The sequence below is a fragment of the Pontixanthobacter gangjinensis genome, from assembly GCF_009827545.1.
Taxonomy (GTDB): Bacteria; Pseudomonadota; Alphaproteobacteria; order Sphingomonadales; family Sphingomonadaceae; genus Pontixanthobacter; species Pontixanthobacter gangjinensis.
Genome location: NZ_WTYS01000001.1, coordinates 2,468,267 through 2,492,358, shown reverse-complemented (window position 1 = coordinate 2,492,358; position 24,092 = coordinate 2,468,267). Strand labels below are relative to the sequence as shown.

At 55.4% G+C, this 24,092-nt stretch carries 25 protein-coding genes and 1 other RNA gene; 10 read left to right on the top strand and 16 right to left on the bottom strand.

The genetic code is table 11. The features are described 5' to 3' along the window. Nucleotides 1–16: 16 nt before the first annotated feature. Complete coding sequence (locus GRI36_RS11890; RefSeq protein WP_160598647.1) at nt 17–1,279, bottom strand: glutamate-5-semialdehyde dehydrogenase; 1,263 nt, start codon at nt 1,277–1,279, stop codon at nt 17–19. 186 nt (nt 1,280–1,465) lie between these two features. Here GRI36_RS11890 and GRI36_RS11885 point away from each other — a divergent pair, with 186 nt between their 5' ends. Further along, a complete protein-coding gene (locus tag GRI36_RS11885) occupies nt 1,466–2,233 on the top strand; it encodes an SDR family NAD(P)-dependent oxidoreductase (RefSeq protein WP_160598646.1) in 768 nt (255 codons plus the stop codon). A gap of 101 nt (nt 2,234–2,334) precedes the next feature. On the opposite strand, the gene typA is transcribed toward GRI36_RS11885, so the two are convergent. Further along, nucleotides 2,335–4,170 (bottom strand): translational GTPase TypA, encoded by a 1,836-nt coding sequence (typA, locus tag GRI36_RS11880; RefSeq protein WP_160598645.1) that lies wholly within the window; start codon nt 4,168–4,170, stop codon nt 2,335–2,337. Between the two features lie 291 nt (nt 4,171–4,461). On the opposite strand from typA, the gene GRI36_RS11875 reads away from it, so the two are divergent. Further along, nucleotides 4,462–7,071 (top strand): TonB-dependent receptor, encoded by a 2,610-nt coding sequence (locus GRI36_RS11875; RefSeq protein WP_160598644.1) that lies wholly within the window; start codon nt 4,462–4,464, stop codon nt 7,069–7,071. Nucleotides 7,072–7,201: 130 nt separating this feature from the next. After that, nucleotides 7,202–7,669 carry a DUF805 domain-containing protein gene (locus tag GRI36_RS11870; protein WP_160598643.1) on the top strand — a complete coding sequence of 156 codons (468 nt, stop codon included), beginning with the start codon at nt 7,202–7,204 and terminating at the stop codon, nt 7,667–7,669. Nucleotides 7,670–8,037: 368 nt separating this feature from the next. Here GRI36_RS11870 and GRI36_RS11865 read toward each other — a convergent pair whose 3' ends face one another. Further along, nucleotides 8,038–10,557, bottom strand: coding sequence for an ABC transporter permease (locus GRI36_RS11865; protein ID WP_160598642.1), 2,520 nt, complete (start codon nt 10,555–10,557; stop codon nt 8,038–8,040). After that, nucleotides 10,554–11,246: an ABC transporter ATP-binding protein gene (locus GRI36_RS11860; protein ID WP_235902466.1), complete on the bottom strand. Its 693-nt coding sequence runs from the start codon at nt 11,244–11,246 to the stop codon at nt 10,554–10,556. The genes GRI36_RS11865 and GRI36_RS11860 overlap by 4 nt, the downstream gene beginning before the upstream one ends. A 44-nt stretch (nt 11,247–11,290) precedes the next feature. Between GRI36_RS11860 and GRI36_RS11855 the strand changes: the two genes are divergently transcribed. Then, nucleotides 11,291–11,995: an arylesterase gene (locus GRI36_RS11855; RefSeq protein WP_160598640.1), complete on the top strand. Its 705-nt coding sequence runs from the start codon at nt 11,291–11,293 to the stop codon at nt 11,993–11,995. A 6-nt stretch (nt 11,996–12,001) separates the two neighbouring features. Here GRI36_RS11855 and recF read toward each other — a convergent pair whose 3' ends face one another. Then, nucleotides 12,002–13,090, bottom strand: a complete 1,089-nt coding sequence (gene recF / locus GRI36_RS11850) for a DNA replication/repair protein RecF (RefSeq protein ID WP_160598639.1) — start codon at nt 13,088–13,090, stop codon at nt 12,002–12,004. A 17-nt stretch (nt 13,091–13,107) separates the two neighbouring features. Next, nucleotides 13,108–13,401 carry a hypothetical protein gene (locus tag GRI36_RS11845; protein WP_160598638.1) on the bottom strand — a complete coding sequence of 98 codons (294 nt, stop codon included), beginning with the start codon at nt 13,399–13,401 and terminating at the stop codon, nt 13,108–13,110. Nucleotides 13,402–13,475: 74 nt separating this feature from the next. Here GRI36_RS11845 and GRI36_RS11840 point away from each other — a divergent pair, with 74 nt between their 5' ends. Further along, the gene (locus tag GRI36_RS11840; protein ID WP_160598637.1) at nt 13,476–13,607 is read left to right on the top strand and encodes a recombination protein F; all 132 of its coding nucleotides are present in this window, start codon (nt 13,476–13,478) and stop codon (nt 13,605–13,607) included. Beyond that, nucleotides 13,604–13,819 carry a PspC domain-containing protein gene (locus tag GRI36_RS11835; RefSeq protein ID WP_160598636.1) on the top strand — a complete coding sequence of 72 codons (216 nt, stop codon included), beginning with the start codon at nt 13,604–13,606 and terminating at the stop codon, nt 13,817–13,819. The genes GRI36_RS11840 and GRI36_RS11835 overlap by 4 nt, the downstream gene beginning before the upstream one ends. A gap of 81 nt (nt 13,820–13,900) precedes the next feature. Here the strand turns inward: GRI36_RS11835 and GRI36_RS11830 are convergent, their stop codons facing one another. The 6 genes from GRI36_RS11830 to GRI36_RS11805 form a co-directional block, all read right to left on the bottom strand. Next, nucleotides 13,901–14,695 (bottom strand): SDR family oxidoreductase, encoded by a 795-nt coding sequence (locus tag GRI36_RS11830; RefSeq protein ID WP_160598635.1) that lies wholly within the window; start codon nt 14,693–14,695, stop codon nt 13,901–13,903. 2 nt (nt 14,696–14,697) lie between these two features. Continuing rightward, nucleotides 14,698–15,240 (bottom strand): NUDIX hydrolase, encoded by a 543-nt coding sequence (locus GRI36_RS11825; protein WP_160598634.1) that lies wholly within the window; start codon nt 15,238–15,240, stop codon nt 14,698–14,700. Continuing rightward, complete coding sequence (locus GRI36_RS11820) at nt 15,237–15,920, bottom strand: TPM domain-containing protein (protein WP_160598633.1); 684 nt, start codon at nt 15,918–15,920, stop codon at nt 15,237–15,239. The genes GRI36_RS11825 and GRI36_RS11820 overlap by 4 nt, the downstream gene beginning before the upstream one ends. Nucleotides 15,921–15,929: 9 nt before the next feature. Continuing rightward, nucleotides 15,930–16,718, bottom strand: coding sequence for a TPM domain-containing protein (locus GRI36_RS11815; RefSeq protein ID WP_160599223.1), 789 nt, complete (start codon nt 16,716–16,718; stop codon nt 15,930–15,932). Nucleotides 16,719–16,746: 28 nt separating this feature from the next. Beyond that, the gene (locus tag GRI36_RS11810; protein WP_160598632.1) at nt 16,747–17,220 is read right to left on the bottom strand and encodes a TPM domain-containing protein; all 474 of its coding nucleotides are present in this window, start codon (nt 17,218–17,220) and stop codon (nt 16,747–16,749) included. A gap of 89 nt (nt 17,221–17,309) precedes the next feature. Beyond that, nucleotides 17,310–17,915 (bottom strand): LemA family protein, encoded by a 606-nt coding sequence (locus GRI36_RS11805; protein ID WP_160598631.1) that lies wholly within the window; start codon nt 17,913–17,915, stop codon nt 17,310–17,312. 183 nt (nt 17,916–18,098) lie between these two features. Here GRI36_RS11805 and mscL point away from each other — a divergent pair, with 183 nt between their 5' ends. From mscL to GRI36_RS11785, 4 genes are all read left to right on the top strand, one after another. Then, the gene (mscL, locus tag GRI36_RS11800) at nt 18,099–18,521 is read left to right on the top strand and encodes a large conductance mechanosensitive channel protein MscL (protein WP_160598630.1); all 423 of its coding nucleotides are present in this window, start codon (nt 18,099–18,101) and stop codon (nt 18,519–18,521) included. A 105-nt stretch (nt 18,522–18,626) separates the two neighbouring features. Further along, the gene (locus tag GRI36_RS11795; RefSeq protein WP_160598629.1) at nt 18,627–18,881 is read left to right on the top strand and encodes a hypothetical protein; all 255 of its coding nucleotides are present in this window, start codon (nt 18,627–18,629) and stop codon (nt 18,879–18,881) included. 53 nt (nt 18,882–18,934) lie between these two features. Further along, nucleotides 18,935–19,278: a transfer-messenger RNA gene (gene ssrA, locus GRI36_RS11790) on the top strand. Between the two features lie 180 nt (nt 19,279–19,458). Further along, a complete protein-coding gene (locus GRI36_RS11785) occupies nt 19,459–20,136 on the top strand; it encodes a CPBP family intramembrane glutamic endopeptidase (RefSeq protein WP_160598628.1) in 678 nt (225 codons plus the stop codon). On the opposite strand, the gene GRI36_RS11780 is transcribed toward GRI36_RS11785, so the two are convergent. The 4 genes from GRI36_RS11780 to GRI36_RS11765 all read right to left on the bottom strand — a co-directional run bounded on the left by GRI36_RS11780 (nt 20,128) and on the right by GRI36_RS11765 (nt 23,988). Next, entirely contained in the window at nt 20,128–20,397 is a 270-nt protein-coding gene (locus GRI36_RS11780; protein ID WP_160598627.1) for a hypothetical protein, read from the bottom strand. The two genes, GRI36_RS11785 and GRI36_RS11780, sit on opposite strands and share 9 nt — an antisense overlap. Nucleotides 20,398–20,516: 119 nt before the next feature. Beyond that, nucleotides 20,517–21,767 (bottom strand): N-succinylarginine dihydrolase, encoded by a 1,251-nt coding sequence (locus tag GRI36_RS11775; RefSeq protein WP_160598626.1) that lies wholly within the window; start codon nt 21,765–21,767, stop codon nt 20,517–20,519. Further along, complete coding sequence (locus GRI36_RS11770; RefSeq protein ID WP_160598625.1) at nt 21,764–22,780, bottom strand: arginine N-succinyltransferase; 1,017 nt, start codon at nt 22,778–22,780, stop codon at nt 21,764–21,766. The genes GRI36_RS11775 and GRI36_RS11770 overlap by 4 nt, the downstream gene beginning before the upstream one ends. Then, nucleotides 22,777–23,988: a hydrolase gene (locus GRI36_RS11765; protein ID WP_160598624.1), complete on the bottom strand. Its 1,212-nt coding sequence runs from the start codon at nt 23,986–23,988 to the stop codon at nt 22,777–22,779. Before GRI36_RS11765 ends, GRI36_RS11770 begins: the two co-directional genes overlap by 4 nt. Nucleotides 23,989–24,092 lie beyond the last annotated feature (104 nt).

Here is a 24,092-nt window from a genome sequence, read left to right as displayed (position 1 = left end):
GGCCAGTGAAGCCACACTAAGGCCGCGTCTGGCCCTGGCCGTGGACCAGATATTTGAAACTGGTCAGCTGTTCCAGTCCGACGGGGCCGCGCGCATGCATCTTGCCGGTCGCGATGCCGATTTCTGCGCCCATGCCAAACTCGCCGCCATCGGCAAATTGAGTTGATGTATTGTGCATCACTATCGCGCTATCAATGGCGGTCATAAATTGGCGTGCAACGGCATCGTCTTCGGTCAGAATTGCATCGGTGTGACCGGAAGAATGCTTCGCCACAAATTCGATCGCTTCGGTCAGGCCGCTGGCGATTTTTACCGAGGCAACCGCGTCCAGATATTCGGTGTCGAAATCCTCATCTGTTGCGAGGAGGATGCGGGCATCAATCGCAACAGCTTCTGCATCTCCGCGCAGCTCGCAATCGGATAGCTCATCGGCCAATATTGGCAGAAATTCGGCTGCAATAGCGCGGTCAACTACGATACTTTCGGTCGCGCCGCACACTCCCGTTCGGCGCATTTTTGCGTTGTAAATAACCTCCACCGCGTTGTCCTGATCAGCGGCGCTATGGACATAGGTGTGACAATTGCCGTCGAGATGCAGCAAAGTTGGCACTCGCGCCTGATCCCGTACAAGCTCGACAAGGCCGCGGCCGCCGCGGGGAATTGCCAGATCGATATAGTCCACAGCGCGCAGCAATTCGCCCACCGCCTCGCGGCTGGTTGTCTCGACCATTTGCACTGCATCTTGCGGTAGGCCCGCCGCCGCCAATCCGCTGCGCATACAAGCGACGATGGCGACGGTGGAATGGTGGCTTTCCGATCCGCCTCGCAGGATAATTGCATTACCCGACTTCAAGCACAGCGCGCTCGCATCGGCGCCGACATTGGGACGCGATTCGTAAATCATTGCTATCACCCCGATCGGCACTGCTACGCGCTCTATCTTCAAGCCATTTGGCCGCTCGAATGTGGCGAGCACACGGCCTACTGGATCGGGTAGGGCGGCAATGTCCTCCAGCGCTTTGGCCATCGCTTCGACACGGGCCTGATCCAGCATAAGCCGGTCAATAAATGCGGCAGGCTTAGTGTCGCGGATACTCTCCACATCGCGCAGATTAGCCGCAAGAATGTCAGCCGATGCTTCGCGAAGGGCTTCTGCCGCCTTGGTCAAAGCAAGGTTTTTTGCGGTGTTTGGCGCGCTCAGCAAGCCCTTTGCAGCCGTCTTGGCACGCTGGCCCAGCGTATCAATGCTGGATGAGGTTTCGGGTGTATGATGGCTCATCGCTGCTTCCATTTGCTCTCGCTAGCGGTCTTAGCATAGAACGGTCCGCCGATGCCTGCAGAAATGCTTGGCTCTGCGCAAGCTTAGGCAGGCTGAGCACCCCATTCAGGAAAAGCCCTTGCGGTCTTGCTACCAAACGCCGAACATTGCCTCAACTCAGACCCGTCCGTTCTCAAGGAGATTTCCATGTCCCGCTTCGCTGGCAAAACTATCATTGTAACCGGCTCCTCCAACGGTATCGGCGAGGGTATCGCCCGCCGTTTTGTTGAGGAAGGAGCGAATGTCGTGCTTAATTCGCGCAACCGTGCCGATTGCGAGGAAGTGGCCGCAACGCTCGATCCGGAGCGGACTTTGATTGTCGAGGGTGATGTGTCGAAGCCCGAATTTGCTGCGGAGATTATCAGCAAAACCGTTGATCATTTCGGCGCGCTGGATGTGCTGGTCAACAATGCCGGAGTGGCTGGAATGGGCCTGCTCGCCGATGCCAAGGACAGTGAAATTGACCGGATTATCGACATCAATGTGAAGGGAGTGCTGTATCTTAGCCGCGCGGCCATTCCCGAACTGATCAAGACGAAGGGCAATATCGTCAATATTTCCAGCGTATCGGGCATTGGCGGGGATTGGTCGCTGCCGATTTATAACGCTTCAAAGGGGGCGGTGACAAACCTGACGCGTTCGCTGGCGCTGCAATTAGGTGCACAGGGCGTTCGCGTGAATTGCATCTGCCCATCGCTAACGCGGTCGGATATGACCGCTGGCCTAACCGATAATGAGCAGGCGATGAAGGCGATCAAAAACCGGATGCCGCTCGGCCGCGCCGCCGAGCCATCGGAAATTGCCGGGCCGGTTGCATTTCTTGCCAGCGATGATGCGGTGTTTGTGACCGGTGTTAATTTGCCCGTTGATGGCGGGGTTAGCGCATCAAATGGCCAGCCGAATTTCTTTGGTTGAGGAATTCTTGGCGTAACTGAAGCGAGTTCGGCGGACAAATCAATAAATTGCGGCGGCGATAAATGGTCAGACCCTTATCGCCGCCGGATAATTTATCTCGCTTAGTCGCCCATCTTGCGGCGCTGTTTCTTGCGCTCGTTCGGGTCGAGTTCCGATTTGCGAAGGCGGATGCTTTCGGGCGTCACTTCGACCATTTCATCATTATCGATATAGGCGATTGACTGTTCCAGGCTCATCTTGCGCGGCGTGGTCAGACGGATCGCGTCATCCTTGCCGGTCGACCGGAAGTTGGTCAGCGCCTTCGATTTCATCGGGTTGACTTCGAGGTCGTCAGGCTTGGCATTTTCGCCAATAATCATGCCTTCATAGATCTTCGCCTGACTGCCGATGAACAATTCGCCGCGCTCTTCGAGCATATTGAGCGCATAGCCAACCGCTTCGCCAGTGCAGTTCGAAATCAACACGCCATTCTGGCGGCCTTCGATTGTGCCTTTGTAAGGGCCATATTTCTCGAACAGGCGGTTCATGATGCCGGTTCCGCGCGTGTCGGACAGGAATTCACCGTGATAGCCGATCAAGCCGCGCGACGGGGCGCTGAAGGTAATGCGAGTCTTACCGCCGCCCGACGGACGCATATCGGTCATTTCGCCTTTGCGCATGGCGATTTTCTCGACCACTGTGCCCGAATATTCATCGTCCACGTCAATGACGACAGTCTCGTATGGCTCGGTTCGGTTGCCATTTTCGTCTTCTTGATAAAGCACGCGTGGGCGGCTGATACCGAGTTCAAAGCCTTCGCGGCGCATCGTTTCGATCAAAACACCCAGCTGCAATTCGCCCCGGCCAGCAACTTCGAAGCTGTCCTTATCGGCAGACTCGCTGATTTTAATCGCTACGTTGCTTTCTGCTTCGCGAGCCAAACGGTCGCGGATCATCCGGCTGGTAACTTTGGTGCCTTCGCGGCCTGCAAACGGACTGTCATTGACCGCAAATCGCATCGACAGCGTTGGTGGATCGATTGGCTGTGCGTGAAGCGGCTCGGTTACGGATGGATCGCAAATGGTGTTGGACACGGTCGCAACGGCTAGGCCGGCCATGGAAATAATGTCGCCAGCGCGGGCTTCTTCGACAGGGACGCGCTCGAGGCCGCGGAATGCCATCAATTTGGACGCGCGACCAGTTTCAACAATGTTCCCGTCATTGTCGAGCGCGTGGATTGGTGCGTTGACCTTGATTGTGCCCGATTCCACCTTGCCGGTAAGAATCCGGCCGAGGAAATTGTCGCGGTCCAGCAGTGTCACGAGGAATTTGAACGGGCCGTCATAATCCGCCTGTGGGGCGGGGACGTGCTCGACAATTTTCTCAAACAATGGCGTCAAATCGCCTTCGCGGGCGTCGATGTCCTCGCTGGCATAACCATTGCGGCCCGAGGCATAAAGAACAGGGAAGTCGAGCTGTTCATCGTTAGCGTCGAGGCTGACGAATAGGTCGAAAACTTCGTCGAGTACCTCTGCTGCGCGTCCATCGGGTCGGTCAATTTTGTTGACGACGACAATTGGTTTCAGGCCGAGCGCAAGCGCTTTGCCGGTAACGAATTTGGTCTGCGGCATCGCGCCTTCGGACGAATCGACCAGCAGAATTACGCCATCGACCATCGAGAGAATGCGCTCCACTTCGCCGCCGAAATCGGCGTGGCCTGGCGTATCAACGATATTGATCCGGCGTGCATTCTCGCCTTCGCCATATTCGACCGAGGTACATTTCGCCAGAATGGTAATCCCGCGCTCTTTTTCCAGATCGTTGGAATCCATCGCGCGTTCTTCAATGCGCTGATTGTCACGATAGGTGCCGGATTGGCGGAAGAGCTGGTCAACAAGAGTGGTCTTGCCGTGGTCGACGTGGGCGATGATCGCCACGTTGCGCTGATTAGCGGACATTGTGATATGCTTTCAAATTCTAGGGTCCGGCCACTACATGAGCCGGTCGGTGGAGGTGCGCAGGCAATTGTGCAGCGCAATATCGCGCGCCCCGTAGCCGAGGGGGCTCAATACAGCAAGCCTTGGCTTCAACTCTGCCTTGCAAAAGCCTGTGTGGCAGATTGGTCACAAAATGACCACAGGCCGAAGGTCGCTCGCATTATTGCTTGAGCATGAACGTGTGCATACCTATGCTCCTTGGCAGATGTTGCCTGCATTAGAACAGGCTACACGGTAGAGGATGGAGAATCCATGAAATTTACTGCTTTTAAAAGCAGCGCGTCTTCACGTGCTGCACTTTACGCAAGCGTCGCAGCTGTTGGCCTTGCGATTCCCTCCGCAGCGATGGCGCAAGATGCAGACACAGATGTTGCTGCGGCCGATGAAGAAGAATTTCTTGACGAGAATATCATCATCGTCACCGGCACGAAGCGTGAGACCACGCTTCAGGAAACACCGATTTCAGTTTCGGTAACTTCGGGCGAGACACTCGAAAACGCGCAAATCCGCGACGTGCTCGACCTCCAGACCGTTGCGCCTTCGCTTCGGGTCAGCCAGTTGCAGACCTCGTCAGCATCCACTTTCATCATTCGTGGTTTCGGTAACGGCGATAACAACTTCGGCATCGAGCCATCGGTTGGCGTGTTTATCGATGGGGTGTTCCGCTCGCGTTCGGCAGCTGCCCTGTCCGATCTTCCCAATGTTCAGCGCATCGAAGTTCTGAACGGCCCGCAATCGACCCTGTTCGGCAAGAACGCGTCTGCCGGTGTGATCTCGGTCATTACCCGCGAGCCACAGTTCCAGTTCGGCGGCGCGGTTGAGGCTGTTTACGGCAATTTCAACAATATCGTGCTGAAGGCTGACGTTACTGGCCCGCTTAGCGACACAATCGCTTTCTCGGTCGACGGCAGCTACAACAAGCGCGACGGTTACGCTAATATAGTCAATCTGGATGAAGAGCAGAACAACCGCAATCGCTGGGCGACACGCGGCCAGTTGCTGTTTGAACCATCGTCTGATTTTAAAGCTCGCTTCATTGTCGACTATTCAAGAATTGACGAAGTCTGCTGTCAGGTCACAACCTTGGTTGCAGGTCCGGTTACCGGCGCGATCAACGCAGTTGGCGGACAGCTGAGCACAGATCCTTTCAGCTATGATGCGTATCTGAACTTTGTCCCAACAAACGAAGTCGATAATTACGGCGGCTCTTTGCAGATGGACTATCAGGCGGGTGCGTTGTCGTTCACGTCGATTTCCTCATATCGCGAACTGAAGAACTTCTTCCTTTCGGACATTGATTACACCAGCGCTGACATTGCGACAGAAACGCGCGATCAGGCTGTGAAGAGCATAACGCAGGAATTCCGCGTTGCTTCTGATTTTGACGGTCCGATCAACTTCCTGCTCGGCGGGTATTATTTCGACGAAAGCATCTCGCAAGACAGTGCGATCCAGAACGGAAGCCGTATCCGCGATGTGTTCGAACTTCTTGCTGGCGGAAATCCGGCAGATATTCTTACCGGCGCACCTTCTGTTTTCAACGGTGTCGAAGCGGCCCTTGGCCTTCCGCAAGAAAGCATTTTCCGCACTCCGCTACTTTCGCAAGAAACCTTCCGGATGGACAACACATCCTACTCGTTGTTTGGTACGGTTGATTTCGAACCGTTTGACGGCTTGGTCTTAACTGGCGGTTTCAACTACACCGATGATAAGAAGGACTTCGCTCTTGCGCAGCTAAGCCCGGATCCATTGGGCCAGATCAATCTGGTTGATGCCTTTATCACTTTGGCCACGGGCGGAGGGATTACGACTCGCGATCAGTTCCAAGCATTGCCTGCTGCCAACCAGGCAGCCTTGCTTGCGGCTGCAACGAATCCGGCGGTTAATACGCTTTTGCCGTTGTCTGGTTTCCAGTTCCAACCTCCATTCCTTACCATCCCTAACGCTGTTGAAGACGGTAAGACCCGTGACGACAAGTTTACATATCTGCTGCGGGCTGCGTATCGTATCTCCGAAGAGGTCAATGTCTACGCAAGCTATGCGACTGGCTTCAAAGCCAGCTCGGTGAACTTGTCGCGTGACAGCCGTCCGTCATCGGCGGATTACACAGCCGGCCCAGGTCGGTCGACTTTTGCAGCCCCTTCATCGCCAATTCTCGATGCAGGTCTGGCCATTCCAAACCTGAGCACCGGTTCACGCTTCGCGGGTCCGGAGAATGCTGAGGTTTATGAAGTTGGCATCAAGGGCCAGTGGGAAGGCTTCGGCTTTAACCTCGCTCTGTTCGACCAAACGATCAAAGGCTTCCAAAGTCTGGCGTTCACCGGAACCGGCTTTGCCCTGCAAAATGCAGGTCAACAATCGGTTAAGGGCTTCGAATTCGATGCAACAATCCGTCCGAGCGATAGCTTGGTCTTCACCTTCGCGACGACTTACCTCGACCCATTGTTCGATGACTTCCCGGGCAGTGTTTTGGGTGATCTAAGCGGCGTGAAACCGGCAGGTATCCCGCAAATTGCTATCTCGACATCGGCCACTCACATGATGGAATTGGGGTCGAGCGGAAATGAGCTCGTTACTCGCGTTGATTTCAGCCATGAAAGCAATACGCCGATTAACAACGGCCTGCCGACCTTCAACGCTGCACTGGGCAACACCCAAATCTTCAATCGTGCGGTGAATTTGGTCAATGCGTCGACAACTTTGAAGCTTGAAAATGGCCTCGAAATTGGTGCCTATGTCCGTAACCTGTTCAACGATCAGTTTATCACAACTGTGTTTGATGGTGTTGCACAGGCAGGAACAGTGTCAGGCTATCCTAGCCCGCCACGGACCTATGGCGGCGTAGTTCGCTTCAAGTTCTAATCCGGACTTGCAAAGCTATTAAATTAGGGGCTGCCGAAAGGCGGCCCCTTTTTTATGTTAATTGATATTGCGTAATCGGATAGAATATGTTCGTTTATATTCGGGAGCCACAAAATAGGGGGGATGTTCCATGGAATATATGATGATGCCATACCGGAAATTGTACCGGTTGATCGAAGGCCGCTCGGGCCGCCAAGAGTTTTGGATGTTCTTTTTATTCAATATATTGGTTGTCTTGGGTCTCGTCCTTCTCGTTTTCCTCTTTGCAGGCGGACTTTCGTCTCTTGACCCAACAAGCGCATTGATGGGCACTATGGCGGGGGCAGGTGTAGGCTTTGCAGTGTTGCTCATAATTCCAGTTTATGCTTGGGCAATTCTGACTGGCGTTGCCTCAACGGCAGTGTCGATCCGGCGCCTCCACGATATGAATCTCACCGGATGGCTTTATCTCGTTTATCTCATTTTGATGGTAATTCCGTTGTTGAACTTCCTTGTGTTTATTGGGTTCTATGTCGTGATGGCGTTGCCAGGCACAAAGGGACCCAACAAATATGGCGAAGATCCGATTGACCCGGTGAGCGCGTCGACCTTTGAATAGCTGAAGGTTTGCCCGGCATTGCGCCAGGCCTTCAATGATAAAAGCCCCTTTGCCGGACTGGAGGCAAAGGGGCTTTTTCGTACCATGCATGCCGTCTTATTCGGCAGCGAGCGAGCCGGACGCACTATCTTCTGCGGCGCGCTTGGATTTGGAATCTTCGCAATGGTTAGCAGCACTCGGGCGGTTGCCGTTAAAGTTCGCCGGCGGCAAAATATCGAAAAATCAAGTTAGGTCTGGTTTTTCTGCCTCATCCAGCTGGCTGGTAGCGCCATTGTGCTGGTATTTATGAGTATGGCTGGCACATGCAGCAGCCATAAATGTGGCCTGACCCGCACGATAGACACGATATCAAAGTGTTCAGCTAAACCTCAAAGTGCCCGCAAAGCTTGCGCCGGTTTCGCTCTCAATAATGGCAGCGAACCGGCCAGCGCGAACAATAGCACAAATGCCAGTCCCCCGCCGAGCACGGCTAGTATCTCGCCCCAATTTGGCAGCCAATCGAATTCGAACAGTTGGGTAATGACAAGCCAAGCGAGCCCGCTTCCAAGCCCAAGCGCAACCAGAGCCAGTATTGCCGCGAGCAAGCCGTATTCGGCCAATTGCATAAACAGGATCTGCCGGCGGCTTGCGCCAAGCACCCGCATGACGACCGTATCATAGGTTCGAGCCGCGCGGGCCGCGGCAATCGCCCCGATCAGCACCGCCAACCCGGCCAGCACCGCTACTGATGCGGCGGCGAAGGTCGCCAGACTAACCTGACCAAGGATCGTGCGGGCTTCTGCCAAGACCTGTCCGATTTCGATCACCGACGAAGATGGAAAGCTCTTGACCAACTCTCGCAGCAATGGCCCGGCAGTGGTGCCTTCGGGGAGGTCAATCGTGGCGGCAAGGTTGTGCGGCGCATCTGACAACGCGTTGGACGAGAATACGAGCACATAGTTGAAGCCCATATTCTCCCAATCAATCACCCGCAGATTGGCAATGCGCGCGGTGCGCTCGATCCCCAGAATGCCAATTGTCAGATTGTCCCCGATTTTGAGGTCGACCGCCTCAGCAAATTCGGCATCAATCGATACCAAAGGCTCGCCGGAATAATCCTCGTCCCACCACTCTCCCTTGGTCAGAGAATTGCCCATGGGCAGTGTGTCGGAATAGGTCAGGCCGCGCTCTCCGCGTAGCGGCCATGCGCCTTCTGGCAGCTCTTCCAAATCCGCGACGCGGGTCATCGCGGCTTCCGGCCCATAAGCCAGAATTGCCCCGCGTAGCGCGGGGACAGTCCTGATTTCCGCGTTGGCCTGATTGGTGAGCACCAGTTGCCGGAATTCGCCTTCTTGATCCTTGGGAATATCGAGCACGAAATAGTCTGGCGCCTGTGCAGGAACACGTTGATCGATGTTACCTTGCAAGCTGCTCTGGATCGCTGCGAGCAGTACAAAGGCGCTCAATCCAAAGCCAAGCGCTGTCACTAATGCCCCGGTTGATGCGCCAGGCCGGTGAAGATTGGCGAGCGCATTGCGGACCAGCGGGTTGGCCGGGCGGGGCAACTTTCCAGCGAGCTTCTGTATGCTCCACCCAAGCAGAGCGAGCAAGCCAAGGACCACTGCCGCTCCGATCAGGAAGCCACCTGAAAGCAAAGGCTGGCGAGCGGTCAGCAAGGCGAGGGCGACAATGCCGATGAGTCCGCCGAGCACCCATCCGAGCGCCCTCCCATCGCGGGCCAAGGGCACAATCCGCGCCCGCATCAATGCCATCGCGGGAAAGCGTCTTGCACGCAGTATCGGGGTAGCGGCAAACACGAGGGCAACTAACAAGCCGTATGCGGCCGCAACAATCAGCGCGACCGGCTCGAAAACAAATCCCGTATCGACAGGAAGCAAGCCATCAAGCGCTGCGGCAAGCAACGGAGTGACAAGCACGCCTGCAGCCAGCCCGAGTAGACTGCCAACGAGTGCTGCGGCGCCGATTTGCAGGCCGTATATACGTGCGATGTCGCGGCTTGATGCACCCAACACTTTGAGCGTGGCAATCGAAGCGCGGCGCGCCTCAAGATAGGACGCAACACCCCCGCCAATTCCGATGCCGGCGATCACCAATGCAGCGAGACCTACAAGTGTCAGAAATTCGCCCATCCGCGATACAAATCGATCTGCACCAGGCGAGGCGCGGTCTCGCGTGCGATAATCGAAACCGGCATCTGGAAATTGCTGCTCCAGTTGCTCCTGCACAGTTTCGGGGTTCTCGCCGCCGTCAAACGCGACGCGATATTTGCTTTGATACATCGATCCTGGCGCAAGCAGACCGGCTTGGCCGGGAACTGCCTCTGCTACGATAATGGTTGGCCCAAGCTGGAAGCCTTCGCTCAGCTTATCAGGTTCATTGTCGATAATGCCAGCTGCGACCAATTTGGTCTGGCCGATAGTAAAGCTGTCACCCACCGCAATGCCCAAACGGTCAATCGCGCCTTGTGCGACCCATGCTTCGCCAAGTTTGGGGGCAGAAGCCTTTTCGCCGCTCTTAAGCGTAAGCGTTCCGTATAGCGGCCAATTGGCATCAACCGCCTTTAGGCCGATGGGAGCGGCGTTTTCGCCTGCGCTGGCCATCGCTTGCAACCGGGTTCCGCCTGAGATCGAACCAAGCTCAGACAAGGCCATTTTCTCCGCTGCGCTCAGATCGCGCTGCCAAACTTCGACCTCAAGGTCGCCGCCCAGCAATTCCTGTCCGCGACCCTCCAGTTCCGCTTCGATTGCGCCGGTTAATGTCCCAATTGCCGCTAAGGCTCCCGTGCCTAGGAACAGACACACAAGCAGCAAACGAAGCCCCTTGAAACGCCCATTAAGGTCGCGCTTCGCAATCCGCCATGCGGCGGCCCAAGTCAGGGCATTATTCATGCTGCCGCGGTGTCGCTGGCGATCAAACCGTCGCCAATGGTGATAATTCGCCCGCAGCGCTCGGCCAGTTCAACGTCATGCGTGATGACCAGCAATGTCGCTCCGGTGTCTTGTCTGCGTTTGAACAGCAATTCGATGATGTCATGCCCGGTCGAAATGTCGAGATTGCCAGTGGGCTCGTCTGCAAAGATCAATTGCGGCCCTGGGGCAATTGCGCGGGCAATGGCTACTCGCTGCTGCTCGCCGCCCGAAAGTTGTGTGGGGTAATGTCCGAGTCTGTGGCCCAAACCGACAGCCTCCAATTCCGCCTGCGCTTTGGCGGTCGCATCAGGATCGCCTGCGAGCTCCATGGGTGTGGCGACGTTCTCGAGCGCGGTCATGGTTGGCAGTAAATGGAACGCCTGTAAGACTATGCCAATGCGGCCCCGGCGCGCCCACGCCAATTGGTCTTCATCCATCGTCGTGAAATCTTGCCCTGCTACACCCAAGCTGCCGCCGCTCGACCGTTCAAGGCCGGACAGCACAGCCATAAGCGAGCTTTTTCCGGACCCCGAGGGACCAAGCAGCGCAACCACCTCTCCCGATGCAATATCAAGATCAATCCCGCGCAGAACCTCGACGGGATTCTTGTCAGGATCATAAGTGAGAGTGAGATTACGGGCGGAAATCGTGTTTTGACTTGTCACCAAAGACCAATCGCATAGGGAAAGGGGCTGAGCAAGGAGGCTCATCCATGCAACTATGTCGTTTGTCGATTGTTCCCGCCTTTCTGTTGAGCTTGGCGCTCGCCGCTTGCGGAACCGAGCCACCTGCGAGCAAAACCGTCGGAGCAGAAAATGTTGGCGCAATTGCAGCCGAACAGCCTGTTATGGGGCCAGAGCGGCGCATTCTTGCTTTCGGTGACAGTTTGTTTGCTGGATATAATGTCGCGCAGGAGGATAGCTACCCCGCCAAATTGGAGGGCGCATTGCGAGCGCAGGGTATCAACGCTCGGGTCACTAATGCGGGTGTCTCGGGTGACACTACCGCCGCGGGGTTGCAACGTCTGACCTTCACACTCGATGCGCAGGAAGAACGACCTGATCTGTTTATCCTTGAGCTGGGGGGCAATGATTTGCTGCGGGGCATCCAGCCCAATCAGACTCGGTCGAATATCGAAGCGATGCTGAACGAATTGAAGAAGCGCGACATTCCGGTGCTGTTGATGGGAATGCGTGCGCCGCCCAATTTTGCGCAATTTCAGGCTGATTTTGATAATCTTTATCCAGAACTTGCTGCGAAATATGGCTCTGGGTTGGTCCCGTTCTTCTTGGATTCGATCTACACCAAGCCGGAATTAATCCAGCCCGACCGTATTCATCCCACCGAAGTGGGTATTGAAACGCTGGTTGGCGCCACTGTTGATGCGGTGAAGGGCGCTTTGCCCGAGGCAGAGTAGACGAAGCTAGCTGATGCGATTGACCTGCCCGGCATCGACTTTCCAAATAGCTGCCTCATCGCGCACGGCTGCAAAGGGCGCGAGTTCCGTTCCGGTTAGCCACAATTGTGCGCCGCTGTCGCGTAGACGTTCAAACAGGGCATCTCGGCGCACCGGATCAAGATGGGCTGCGACCTCGTCCAGCAACAGCAGATTTGGCCGCCCGCGTGCGGCGATGTTGGCGTGAGCAAGGATAATCGCAATAAGCATCGCTTTCTGTTCGCCGGTTGAGCAAGTTGACGCTGCAACGTGTTTGATTTCCATGGTCACCAGCAATTCATCGCGGTGCGGGCCAATAAGAGTGCGCGATGCGGCGCGGTCGCGGCGGCGGTTGTCGCGCAGGGCTTCTGCCAGTTCCTCCTGCATAATCGGGCCGCCAGAGGCATAGGATAGGGCAGGCCGGGCAAATGGCTCTGCGGGTAACATCGCCAGTTCTGCCATCACTTGCGAGATAAGGTTGGCCCGCCCGGCAGACAGCGCCGCACCATATTCGGCCAAATGCGCCTCCACCCCGTCGAGCCAAGCGGCTTCCGGTTCGCGCTCGTCAGACAGCAGCCGGTTGCGCTCTCTCAAGGCGGCTTCATAGCGAGTGGCGTACCGTGCATGTTGCGGATCAAGCGCAAGCGCCATGCGATCGACAAATCTGCGGCGCGCGCCGGCGCTGTCGGTAAACAGGCGGTCCATGGCGGGGGTAAGCCAGCCCAGTGCAACCCATTCGCTGAGGCCAATCGCGCTCGCATCGCTGCCATTAATACGGACAAGGCGGCGCCCGGGGCGTGTCGCTTCGGTGTAGGTGGCGAGCCGGACGGGCTCTGCGCCGGGGGCTGTGCTGAGCGAAGTTCCAATTGAAAAGCCGCCATTGCCATCATTGCCAGCCATCTCCGCCAGAGCGGCGCGGCGCAAGCCGCGTCCCGGCGCGAGCAGGGAAATCGCCTCAAGCACATTGGTTTTTCCGGCGCCGTTTTCGCCGACGAGCAAATTGAAACGGCTGGTGCCATCCAGCCGCGTCTGGCCGTGATTGCGGAATCCCGAAAGAGTGATTTGATCGATTGCCATGAGCAACAATGTCCTAGCTAGCGGGCATCAAATACGCCACTCGAAACAGGCATCCTGAAAAATGGTGTAAAATCCCAACATTCAGTAAGCATTAATATTTGAATTCGAGTGAATTTCCTTAAAAATGGCTGAATCAAGCCATTTTTCAAAACTGGCACGGTGCCTGCAAAGTGGTTGATATCGGTAGGAACACCCCACCGCCCACTAACGAAAAGGAACAAATCAATGACTACTTTCAATTTCTTCAGCAACCGCGCTGTCGCCGCCATCTCTGCTCTCGCAATCTCTGCAGTGTTCTTGGCAACAGCCATCGTCCCAGCCACCCCAATCGGTCTGCTCGCTTAATCCGCAGCCTGACTATCCAACCCAATAAAGGAAATTGACCATGTTTAACCTTAGCGAAATGAGCAGCCGTGTTCTCGCCGCTGCCTCTTCATTTGCAATCTCTGCCGTACTGTTTGCCTACGCAATCGTACCAGCTGAGCAAGGCGTAGTATTTGCAGGAATGATGGCATGAGCCAGCTTGAACGTAAATCCGCAGGCGGACCACCATCGAAGGCATTTCGCCTCGATAAAGGCCAGGCCAAAGTCTGGGGTGTATGCGGCGGTATCGCCAATTATTTCAACATTGACGCAACGCTCGTCCGTATTGGCTTCGTTGCAGGCACATTGATCGGCTTCGGCTCGCTATTGCTGGTCTATCTCTTGATCGCCCTGATTGCAGACTGAGGGGGCACGCCAGCCCCCTTAGTCCCAAAATAGAATAACCAAAAAGTACACAGAAGGGGCCGGAAATGCATTGCGCCCTGACTACATCGCAGAAATGCCGCCATCCAGTTTAAGTTCGGCCCCGGTCATGAAGCGGCTCTCGTCACTGGCGAGATAAAGCACAGCATTGGCGATATCGATAGGTTCGCCAACCATTTTCAAAGGTATTTGCCGGGCCAATTTGTCGAGCAGAACCTGCTTGTCCAAACCGGCATGTTTTGCCGTACCATCCAAAATCGGTGTATCTACGAAAGTAGGGTGAATTGAATTGCACCTGATATTCATATTTTGTTTTGCGCAGTGAAGCGCGATGGATTTGGACAGCATCCACACAGCAGCTTTTGATGAATTGTATGCCGGCATTGTGTCGCTGGCGATAAGTCCGGCAATCGATGAAATGTTCACAATCGATCCCGGCGCATGTTTGCGCATCAGCGGCAAAGCCTTCTGACAGCCGTGAAAGATGGAATCGACATTGACCGCAAAGCAGCGCTTCCAATCCTCAAATTGGCAGCTTTCGATATTACCCGCAACGCCGATGCCAGCATTGTTTACGAGAACGCTCAACCCGCCGAGGTGATCACGGGCGGCATCCACTGCGGCTTCCCAATCAGCCGCGCTGGTTACGTCATGCTGGATTGAATAGGCGGTGCCCGCTCCGCATTCCTGATTGATTGCTTCGGCAGTCTGGGCCGCGCCATTGGCGTTAATATCAGTGCACAGGACCCGCGCACCCTCTCGGGCCAGGAGGGTCGAATGGGCTGCACCCAAACCTTGGGCGGCTCCGGTTACCAGAGCGAGTTTCCCTCTTACGCGTCCTTGGGGGTTGGCTGGCATGTTCAATCCTCTTGCAAAAAATCTTCCGCCAGCAAAATCGCCAGCCGCACATCGACTGCATGGCCAAGTGCGTGCCAATTCGCAACGAATTGTCGCAAGTGTGCCAGCTTTACACGGTGGACGGTGATGTCTTCGCTATCGGTTCCGCCGCCTTCGCTTACTTTGGTCAGGCCGTGCGCGCGCAGCAGGGTGAAGCTTTCGCTGACCATGCCCGGGCTGGAATAATATTCGCCAAGGTTTTCCATCCGCTGCGCGGTGTAGCCGGTTTCTTCCTCCAGCTCGCGCATGGCGGCGGTTTCGGGTGCTTCATCCTCCGAACCATCATCATCGCCGATTAAGCCAGCGGGAATTTCCAGGCTGATCTTCCCCAGCGGAATGCGATATTGTTCGACCAGCAGCACATGCCCGTCTTCAATTGCAATGATTGCGGCGGCGCGGATATTACGAGCCCGACCGACATATTCCCACCGGCCGCGAACCTTCGCGGTGATGTATTTGCCTTCCCAAACGATCTGTTCGGGCAGCTCTGCGTCTGGTCCGCTCATACCATTATCAACCTGTCGGGAAGTTCATTCTGATCATCGGCACCGCGGGGGAAATGTTCGGAGAGAACCTGACCGACATCGCGCACACCGGCGGCCATACCCTCGGCGATATTGCCTTTCTTAATCTCTGCCAACATGTCTGCCATCGCCTCGCCCCACACTTCGGCATCAACGATTGCTGCGATGGGTTCATCAGCAACAATTTCCGCCCGGTGTTCCTTCATCGAAAGATAAATCAGGATGCCGGTGCGGCCATGGGTACGCCGTTCAGCGCCAACTTTAAACATCGCGATTGCGCGGCTATGCGCTCGTGCAGTTTTTAACCTGCCGGGGATCAGAGCGAATTTGATCGGATCCCACAGCTGTAAAAGCCACAATAACAGGAACCAGAAGATTGCGGCACCTGCCGCCATCGCGAAAATTTCACGCGGGCTCCATTCAGCATTCCAGTTGCCGAGCAAACCTGCATAACCATCGAGCATGAATTCGGGAAATGTTACGCAAAATGTCAGGGCAAGAAAGGATGCTAGCGCAGACCATGCCAAGGCAATATCCGAATAGCTGTCCGACCGGTCCCCCAGCACTGTAACAATTTCGCCCGAAGTGTTCAGCTCTGCCTGAGCCACCGCATTGGTAACAACCGCCTGTGCATCGGCGTCGAGATAGGTTTTCGTGCTCATTTTGATCTCCTACCAGCCGCCCGAGGCGCCGCCGCCCCCGAAACTGCCGCCGCCCCCGGAAAATCCGCCGCCGCCGCCAAAGCCCCCACCGCCGAAGCCACCGGAACGGTCACCTCCGCTTGCGCCGCGAAGGGCTGCATTGGCGACTTCCCACAGGATGATGTCTCCGACCGTGCTGCCAGTCAGGCCGCGTTTGTAGCGCTTGCCGCGCTTACCCCCACTGCGGAACATTGGAATGATCACAAACAGTAGGAAAAAACCGAGAAAAATGATTGTCGGGAAATCCAGTCTGGCGCCTGAGCTTTCCGCTTTGGCTGCGGACCCGACTTGAGCGGCAATTGCCTGCGCTTCTTCCGGGGGCAGGGTCAATTGCTGGATGATCGTGTCAGTCGCGATGTTGATTCCACCGACGTAATCGCCCTCTTTGAAGAATGGCAGCATCTGTTTCTGCACGATCAAAGTGGTCAGGCCATCGGTCAAGACCGGCTCCAACCCGTAACCCACTTCAATTCGCGTTTTGCGTTCGTTGGGCGCGACAATCAGCAGCACCCCGTCATTGCGCTCGGCATCGCCAATGCCCCATTCACGGCCCAACTGGTAACCGTAATCGGCGATGTCATACCCCTGCAAGTCGGGCAGGGTGACAATCACATATTGCCGCTGCGACTGCGTTTCCAACGCTTCCAGCCTGGCGGTCAAAGCGGCTTCGTCGGCATCAGGAATAATATCGGCATTATCGACAACTTGGCCCGTCAATTCAGGGAATGTCTGCGCGGCCAATGGCGCGGCAATCAGCATCGCGAACAGGGCCAGTAGGGCTGAGATTCTATGCCGCAAGTTTTGTCTCCATTATATCCGGTGATGCACCGCGTAGGTCCGTTTCAATTTGAGTTAGGCCCGCTTCAATCCCCGCGGTATAATCTCCGTCACGGAAGTGAATGAGCATAGCTTCAACAATTTCTGCAGACCTTGCAAAGGTCAGTAAATCTTCCATGCCACTCCCAACTTCAAGCCGCGCACTCCGTTCATTCGGCGCGACTATTATCAGAACGCCGTCATTGCGTTCCGCGTCGCCAATGCCCCAATTGTTGCCCAAGTCTTGACCATATCCTGCAATATCGCGACCATCCAAATCCGGCGTGGTCACTATCATCACTTGCGCCAAAGTATCATTCTCAAGTGCTTCCAAACGCGCCGTCAATTCGGTTTCTTTCTCGGGCCTTATCAAGGCCGCTGCATCGACGACCCTTCCTGTCAATTCGAGTGGCGTAACAGCTTTTATCGCGGGTTCTGCACTCAATCCTAGAGGATCAAATCTACCGTCACACGCAACAAGCGAAGCCGGCGCCACCAAGGCAATCAGGAGCGCCGGCCAGCGCATTGTCTGGTTTAGCTATCCGGACCGAGATCCAACTGTTCGGCAACCTCTGCGCCCTCGGTAACCGAGGTGTAAGGAACCAGCGGTTCAGCGCCGTGGATCAGATTGGCACCGATTGTGTCGGGGAACGTGCGGATTGTGGTGTTATAAACCCGGACCGCTTCGTTATAATCCCTGACCGAAATACGGATCTTGTTTTCAATTCCTTCGACTTGGCCTTGAAGCATCAGGAAATTATCATTGGATTTAAGTGTCGGATATTGCTCGACATTGACCATCAATCGGCCAAGGCCCTTGCTCAATTCGCCTTGGGCAGCCTGAAATTGTTCCATCTTGGCCGGATCGTTCAGATCATCAGCGGAAACCTGAATGCTGGTTGCCTTGGCGCGCGCTTCAATAACGTCGGTCAGGATCTGACCTTCACGGTCGGATGCGCTGCTGGCGATTTCTCCAAGGTTACCAAGCAAATTAGCACGGGACTGGAATGCCGCTTCTACATCAGCCCACTTTGCTTTGGCGGTTTCCTCAGCGGCGGGAACTGAATTGATACCGCACGCGGCAAGGCCGAGCGAAGCGATGGCAACAAAAGCCAAGCGGCGGATATTCGAAAAATTCATAGAATTGCTCCCCATTTTAAGTGCGTTCGCAAAAGCCTTAGCCGCGATGGTGCGGTGGCTGCTCTGCGTCTGTATTATGTAAATAGCACAGCTGGGCTTGTTTTCAAGGATGATAGGTCGCTTGGCAGGTCGAGAGTTTGATGGCAAAGATCACTTGAAAACACGGTAAAAAAGGGGTTTGGAATGCTTACGGAATTCAAAGATTTTATCGCCAAGGGCAACGTCATTGAGCTGGCCGTTGCGGTCATCATTGCTGGTGCATTTGGCGTTATTGTCGCTTCACTGACTGCGGATATGATCATGCCGCTGGTTGGCGCGATCTTCGGAGATGTCGATTTCAGCAGTAAATACATCGTCCTAAGTGGCGAAGTTGCAAAGGGTATGTCGCTAGAAGCGGCGCGCGAAGCAGGCGCCAACGTTCTTGCATGGGGCGCATTTGTGACTTCGGTCATCAATTTTGTGATCCTGGCCTTCATCATCTTCATGTTGGTGCGTTACACCAACAAAGTTCAGGCTCGTTTTCAAAAATCTGTTGAAGAAGAAGCACCTAGCGGTCCGACTGAGATCGAGTTGCTGACCGAAATTCGCGACGCTTTGAAAAAATAGAGCTTGTGTTTTGACCAATCGGGAACGATTTAGCCGACAGACAGTTTAGCTGTTCAATGTGGCCTGATTCGTGCCGTATGTTTATAAAACTAAGGGGAATTTTTTATGCGTAAATTTGCAATCGCTGCCGCTATGACTGCAGCTCTGGGTCTTTCGGCTTGTAACAACGGTGCTGAAACCGAAACCGAAGCGCAAGCTGATGCGATGGAAGCTGAAGCTGAAAATCTTGATGATGCTGCTGATGCCGCAACAACAGAAGCCGCTGAAGAATCGTTGGAAGCGCAAGCTGACGTAGCTGAAGATAAAGCTGACGACCTTGAAGATAAGGCCGATGCTGAAGAGGGCGTTCTCGCTCAATAATCAGCTAAACCAGTTACCTGGTTTACAAGGGGCGGGGCGCATTATGCATCTCGCCCCTTTTCTTTTGGGCTCATCATCCCTATTTAAAGAGTGCCGGTTTCGACCGGATATGGCGATAAATTGCGATGTGCAATAGACATAACGGACCCGGGGGCAGTACCCGGCGGCTCCACCAAAATCCCCGTTCTGCGGGGTTCCTGATGGGGCCGAACTAGGATCGACGTGTGTTCAAAAGCATTGTTTTTGCCCGGGTTGAGAATCCCCGTTAAAAGCTCACAACCTATAAGTGCAAACGATAACGACGCACTCGCAATCGCTGCGTAATCTGACGGCCTAACGGCCTGATCTTACAAAGCTAAAGCGCGGTTGGACCGACCGGGCAACAGAACGGATTCCGGGGGCCCGAGGGGGGGCCTAGCAACAGAACCTCCCTCACTTTAATTGCTTGAAAGAGCCGGGCACTGCGTAAATTGCGGTCGCTAATCGAGCGGCGGGCGCTGCTCGTCTATCTCAGCATTGGCGGTGCTTGCAGCGCAGCATGATGCGCGGCATTCGTCACTCCGGCAGGAGGGCGAGTATGACGGCGCATACGAAATTGAATCGCAAGGCGGCTTTCATCGATCTGCTGGTCGTCGTCGCAATTTTAGTCGTAGTAAAGCAGAGCTTTCTGCCGTTTTCGATGGTGTATGCCGGCCCAGTTTCGACTTTTTCAGCTATGGCGGCGGCGACATATTTGCTTTTCCGGCGAGGTTACAGCTGGGCTGATTTGGGTCTGAAATGGCCAGAAAGCTGGTGGAAAACGCTCGGAATAACGGCAGCGGTATTCGCCGCTTTTCTTGCCACCGCTGGCAGCGCAAGCGCGTTAGCCGATTTGATGTTCGAAGATGTTGGAACCAGCGGGCGGTTTGATTTTGTAACAGGCAATTTTGATGCCTATTTGTTGATTATGGCGCTCGTTTGGACGCATGGGTCGTTTTTTGAGGAGTTGCTGTTCAGGGCATTCATCATCACGAAATCGTCCGATGCGCTGGGCGGATCAAGAATCGCCAGCCTAATCGCAGTTTTGCTGGCGGCGATTTTCTTCGGATATCGGCACTATTATTATCAGGGAATGCACGGGGCGTTCGTGACCGGTTCAATTGGTCTGCTGTTCGGATTGATCTATTTGAAAGTTGGCAGGCAAAATATCCTGCCTTTGGTCTTGGCCCATGGTTTAGCGAATTCAATTGCGCAAACCACTCGTTTCCTAGGTTGAGCTATCGGTAAAGGCAGTTGGTTGGTCAACGTCGGCTACTTCTCTAGCCTCGCGTTCGTAGCGTAAGCAGTCGAGAATCTTCGCACCGGCCAAAAACACCGCCCCTGTCGTCGCCAGAAATAGCAGCTTGCCGCCCCAGCCGGGATATTGCGTTATATATTCGGACCCGCGAGCGGTCGCGCCCAGGGCGAGGGCGTAGATGATGAGATAGGCTTCCCATTTGGTCTTGATGACAAATAATCTGCCGATCTTTTTGAACATGCTCATCCTTTTTCGTTAATATTTTACATCGCAAATACCGTGCCAGTCACGGATTGGTGCGGTGCTTAGTGGTTAACGTTGAGGCAAGTGTAACATGGCCCGACAATCAGTCCAGCGCGTTAACTGAGTTCGGGCAGGCCCAGAGCGGTGAGCAAAGCATGGCGTGCCGCAATGATACGGTTTGCCAGATCCTTATCGCCAACTTGACCCGGTTCGATTGCTTCAGGCCAATGCTGGGAAACGATGTTACCGATAATGTCAGCATTTGCATCGCTGAGCATAAAACGCGCGTCGATTGTCGCAGGGCTCGCCACTACGCGCAGCCGTAAACAGGCGGGGCCGCCGCCATTGGCCATGCTCTGGCGCACATCGACCGGAATGACTTTACGAATGGGGCCGTTGCTCGCGAGCATCGTTTCAAGCCAACTCCACACGGCGGCACTCTCCTGACATTCGGAAGGAACGACCAGCGCCATGACGCCGTCTGGCAGAGTCAGTAATTGGGCGTTGAACAGATAGGTCGAAATGGCCTCCGCCATGCTGACCGCATCCGCGGGTACTTCCACCACTTCAAGCTCGGGAAATTTGGCTCGGATCGCTTCATAGGCGCCCTGCTGGTCGGCAAAGGCCTGAGCATGGGTAAACAACACGCGCTCATTCGCCACCGCGACGACATCGTTATGGAACGCACCGGCAGCAATCGCATCGGGGTTTTGTTCTATGAACACAGTCCGAGCGGGATCGAGCCGGTTGAGACGAGCCACAGCGCGACTGGCCTGCTCATGCTGGCGAGCCGGGAAATCACCTCCGGTTCTGCCATAAACGAATACTTCAACGCCTGCCGCATCATGGTCAGAGCAGAATCGCATATGGTTAGCCGCGCCTTCATCGCCGAAGCTTGCGGGGACTGCATCATGCACTGTGAAATGATCTTGGTCGCCGAAAGCAACGCGGAGTTGTGCGGCAGTATCCTGCCACTCCTGTCCGCGATGGAGCATAGTGATCAGATTGGCGGGAGTGAGGTGGCATTTTCCGTCTGCCGTATCGGGAGCAGGACTGACGGTTGCAGCATTGGCTGTCCACATAGAACTGGCTGACCAAGCAGCGCGGGTAAGCGCAGGATCAGCACTGTCATCAACCGCAAGGGCGTCAAGCAATTTGCCGTTGGGGCGGGGCAGCGGCAGCAAATATCCTTGAGCCAAACCGAGCGCGCGGTTGGCCTGCATTTTTGCCAGACCCTGCAACGCTGCGGCTCGAGGAAAGGATGTCTCCCCTGCGTTTTTGGTTGCGGCCAGATTGCCTAGGCTGAGGCCTGCATAATTATGGCTTGGGCCAACAATTCCATCGAAATTGATCTCGACCATGGTCAACGTTCAACACTCCATACGGTGTCGCCCGGTTTGACATCCAAATTGTCTGCCGATTGAGAATCGAGCGCGATCGTACCGTCTTCCAGCATTACCCGTGCGCCGTAGCTGCAGCGGAACTCGGACAAATTGCCTGTCGCGACAAGGACTTTCTCGCCTTTGTCCAAATCGACACCAGACACTTTGGCTGGCACCGAGCCGGCGATGCTTTTCACATTGTCGGTGCGGGCGGTCATGCTTGGTCCGCCATCGAAAATATCGACATAGCCCTCGGCCGCGAAACCTTCATTCTCGAGCATACGCATTGCGGCCCGTCCGGTAGGGTGCGGCAGGCCGATCACGCTGCGGGCATCATCATTCAGCATCGCGATATAAACCGGATGTTTAGGCATCAGATCAGCGATGAACTGGTTGCCATTGATGGCGTTGAAATAATCCGCTTCTTGAAACGACATGCCGAAGAAACGCCCAGCAACGCCGTCCCAGAATGGTGAACCGCCGCGATCGTCGATAATACCGCGTAATTCCGCCAATATCCGGTCGGCAAAGCGTTTGCGGTGCATCGCGACGAACAAATACCGGCTGCGGGCGAGCAACAGGCCAAGCCCGCCAGCACGTTCATTAGGATGGAGAAACAATCCGCCGACTTCGCTTGACCCTTCCAAATCGGTCGACAGGGCGAGCATTTCTGCGCGGACTGTCCGGTCCAGTTCTTGCGAATGCTGGGTCAGGGTAGTCATACGGTAGGAATAGAACGGCCATTGCTGGCCGACCTGTGTGAACAGCTGGCAAGTGCCGCGAACCGCGCCGGTTTCAACATTTTCCAGGACCAGCACGAATTGTTCGTCTTTCAGCCCGTCTTCGGTGTCTGCAAAGGATGCTTCGGCGCGCTCCAGTTTTGCGCCAAGAGCGGCGCGGTCAGCGGGTAAATTGGTAAACCCGCCGCCGGTTAGCTTGGCCATTTCATAAAGTGGTTCGAGGTCGGCGGCGCGCGCGGCGCGCATACGGAAAGTCAAAGCTCTTCTCCCGAAGCAATTCGGTGGATGACGAGTGCGGATAAAGCCGCACGTTCAGACAGGGATTTCACAATCAAGAATTCATCGGCAGAATGGATTGCTCCGCCGCGCACGCCCATCGTATCCACGACAGGCACGCCGCAGGATGCGATATTGTTGCCATCGCACACACCGCCTGTCGATTGCCATCCGATTTCCTGCCCGAGCGATGCTCCGCAATCACGCACCAGATCGAACAGCGCCTGCGCCTTGCGGTCTACTGGTTTGGGAGGGCGCGAAATGCCGCCATGCTGATGGATGTCGACTTCGTGCGCCTGCCGGACGTGGCCAATTAGTGCAGCAAGTGCGGCCTCGAATTGCGTCGCTGAATTGGGGCTTTTTGGCCGGATATTAAAGCGCAATACGGCGTGATCGGGTACGACATTATTGGCCGCGCCGCCTTCAATCTTGGCTGGATTAACCGGACATTCGCTGTTCTGGAGTTCCTTGAGCCCCAAGACCAGTGCAGCCGCTGCGACGATCGCATTGCGGCCATCTTGCGGATTGCGCCCTGCATGAGCCGATTTACCCGTAATTGTCAGCGAGTAATTGCCACTGCCGCCGCGTGCGTGGGCCAAAGTTCCATCGGGCAGCGCGCTTGGCTCGTAAGTAAGCGCCGCGAACTTTCCCTGCGCCATTTGCTCGATTAGCGCAGCGGATGCGAGCGAACCTGTTTCCTCATCCGAATTGATCAGAATATCATAGCCAATATTTGCCGCTATATCGCTTTGCTCAAGGGCTTTAAGTGCGTGGAGGAATACCGCGATCCCGCCTTTCATATCGGCAAGGCCGGGTCCGACCAATGTTGCATCATCTAGCCATGTCTGGCGCTGAAAGTCGCTGTCTTTGGGAAAGACCGTGTCCATGTGACCTGTGAACAGCAGCCGCCGCTGTGCGTCTGGCCGCACGCTCATAGTCAAGTGCTGGCCGTGCTGTTTCTCAAATTCTCGGCCATCAGCGCCCATCGCGGTTACGGGCGCTGGGTCAACCAATTGAACTTCGCCGGGTAATGCCGAGAATGCATCGGCCAGCGTGCTGGCCATTGTGGCCAAGCCGTCAAGATTGGCGGTGCCGGTGTTGACCGCACTCCATGCCTGCGCTTCGCCCAGCATCAAATCCTGATCAATCGGATCGATCAGCGCTTCATATTTGGCATCAAGTTGTTTCATCGGAAACCGCTCTAGCTTGGCGCGCAGGCTAGTCCAACCCCGACAATCACCTGCATCGGTTTTGATGTGGGCAAAGCCGTTGCATTTCGCCGCCCACCCCGCCA

Coding starts and splice junctions, on each gene's coding strand:
- GRI36_RS11890 (WP_160598647.1), bottom strand. CDS start 1,279: ATGAGCCATCATACACCCGAAACCTCATCCAGCATTGATACGCTGGGC.
- GRI36_RS11885 (WP_160598646.1), top strand. CDS start 1,466: ATGTCCCGCTTCGCTGGCAAAACTATCATTGTAACCGGCTCCTCCAAC.
- typA (WP_160598645.1), bottom strand. CDS start 4,170: ATGTCCGCTAATCAGCGCAACGTGGCGATCATCGCCCACGTCGACCAC.
- GRI36_RS11875 (WP_160598644.1), top strand. CDS start 4,462: ATGAAATTTACTGCTTTTAAAAGCAGCGCGTCTTCACGTGCTGCACTT.
- GRI36_RS11870 (WP_160598643.1), top strand. CDS start 7,202: ATGGAATATATGATGATGCCATACCGGAAATTGTACCGGTTGATCGAA.
- GRI36_RS11865 (WP_160598642.1), bottom strand. CDS start 10,557: ATGAATAATGCCCTGACTTGGGCCGCCGCATGGCGGATTGCGAAGCGC.
- GRI36_RS11855 (WP_160598640.1), top strand. CDS start 11,291: ATGCAACTATGTCGTTTGTCGATTGTTCCCGCCTTTCTGTTGAGCTTG.
- recF (WP_160598639.1), bottom strand. CDS start 13,090: ATGGCAATCGATCAAATCACTCTTTCGGGATTCCGCAATCACGGCCAG.
- GRI36_RS11845 (WP_160598638.1), bottom strand. CDS start 13,401: ATGGCTGTTGCCAAGAACACTGCAGAGATTGCGAGAGCAGAGATGGCG.
- GRI36_RS11840 (WP_160598637.1), top strand. CDS start 13,476: ATGTTTAACCTTAGCGAAATGAGCAGCCGTGTTCTCGCCGCTGCCTCT.
- GRI36_RS11835 (WP_160598636.1), top strand. CDS start 13,604: ATGAGCCAGCTTGAACGTAAATCCGCAGGCGGACCACCATCGAAGGCA.
- GRI36_RS11830 (WP_160598635.1), bottom strand. CDS start 14,695: ATGCCAGCCAACCCCCAAGGACGCGTAAGAGGGAAACTCGCTCTGGTA.
- GRI36_RS11825 (WP_160598634.1), bottom strand. CDS start 15,240: ATGAGCGGACCAGACGCAGAGCTGCCCGAACAGATCGTTTGGGAAGGC.
- GRI36_RS11820 (WP_160598633.1), bottom strand. CDS start 15,920: ATGAGCACGAAAACCTATCTCGACGCCGATGCACAGGCGGTTGTTACC.
- GRI36_RS11815 (WP_160599223.1), bottom strand. CDS start 16,718: ATGCTGATTGCCGCGCCATTGGCCGCGCAGACATTCCCTGAATTGACG.
- GRI36_RS11805 (WP_160598631.1), bottom strand. CDS start 17,915: ATGAATTTTTCGAATATCCGCCGCTTGGCTTTTGTTGCCATCGCTTCG.
- mscL (WP_160598630.1), top strand. CDS start 18,099: ATGCTTACGGAATTCAAAGATTTTATCGCCAAGGGCAACGTCATTGAG.
- GRI36_RS11795 (WP_160598629.1), top strand. CDS start 18,627: ATGCGTAAATTTGCAATCGCTGCCGCTATGACTGCAGCTCTGGGTCTT.
- GRI36_RS11785 (WP_160598628.1), top strand. CDS start 19,459: ATGACGGCGCATACGAAATTGAATCGCAAGGCGGCTTTCATCGATCTG.
- GRI36_RS11780 (WP_160598627.1), bottom strand. CDS start 20,397: ATGTTCAAAAAGATCGGCAGATTATTTGTCATCAAGACCAAATGGGAA.
- GRI36_RS11765 (WP_160598624.1), bottom strand. CDS start 23,988: ATGAAACAACTTGATGCCAAATATGAAGCGCTGATCGATCCGATTGAT.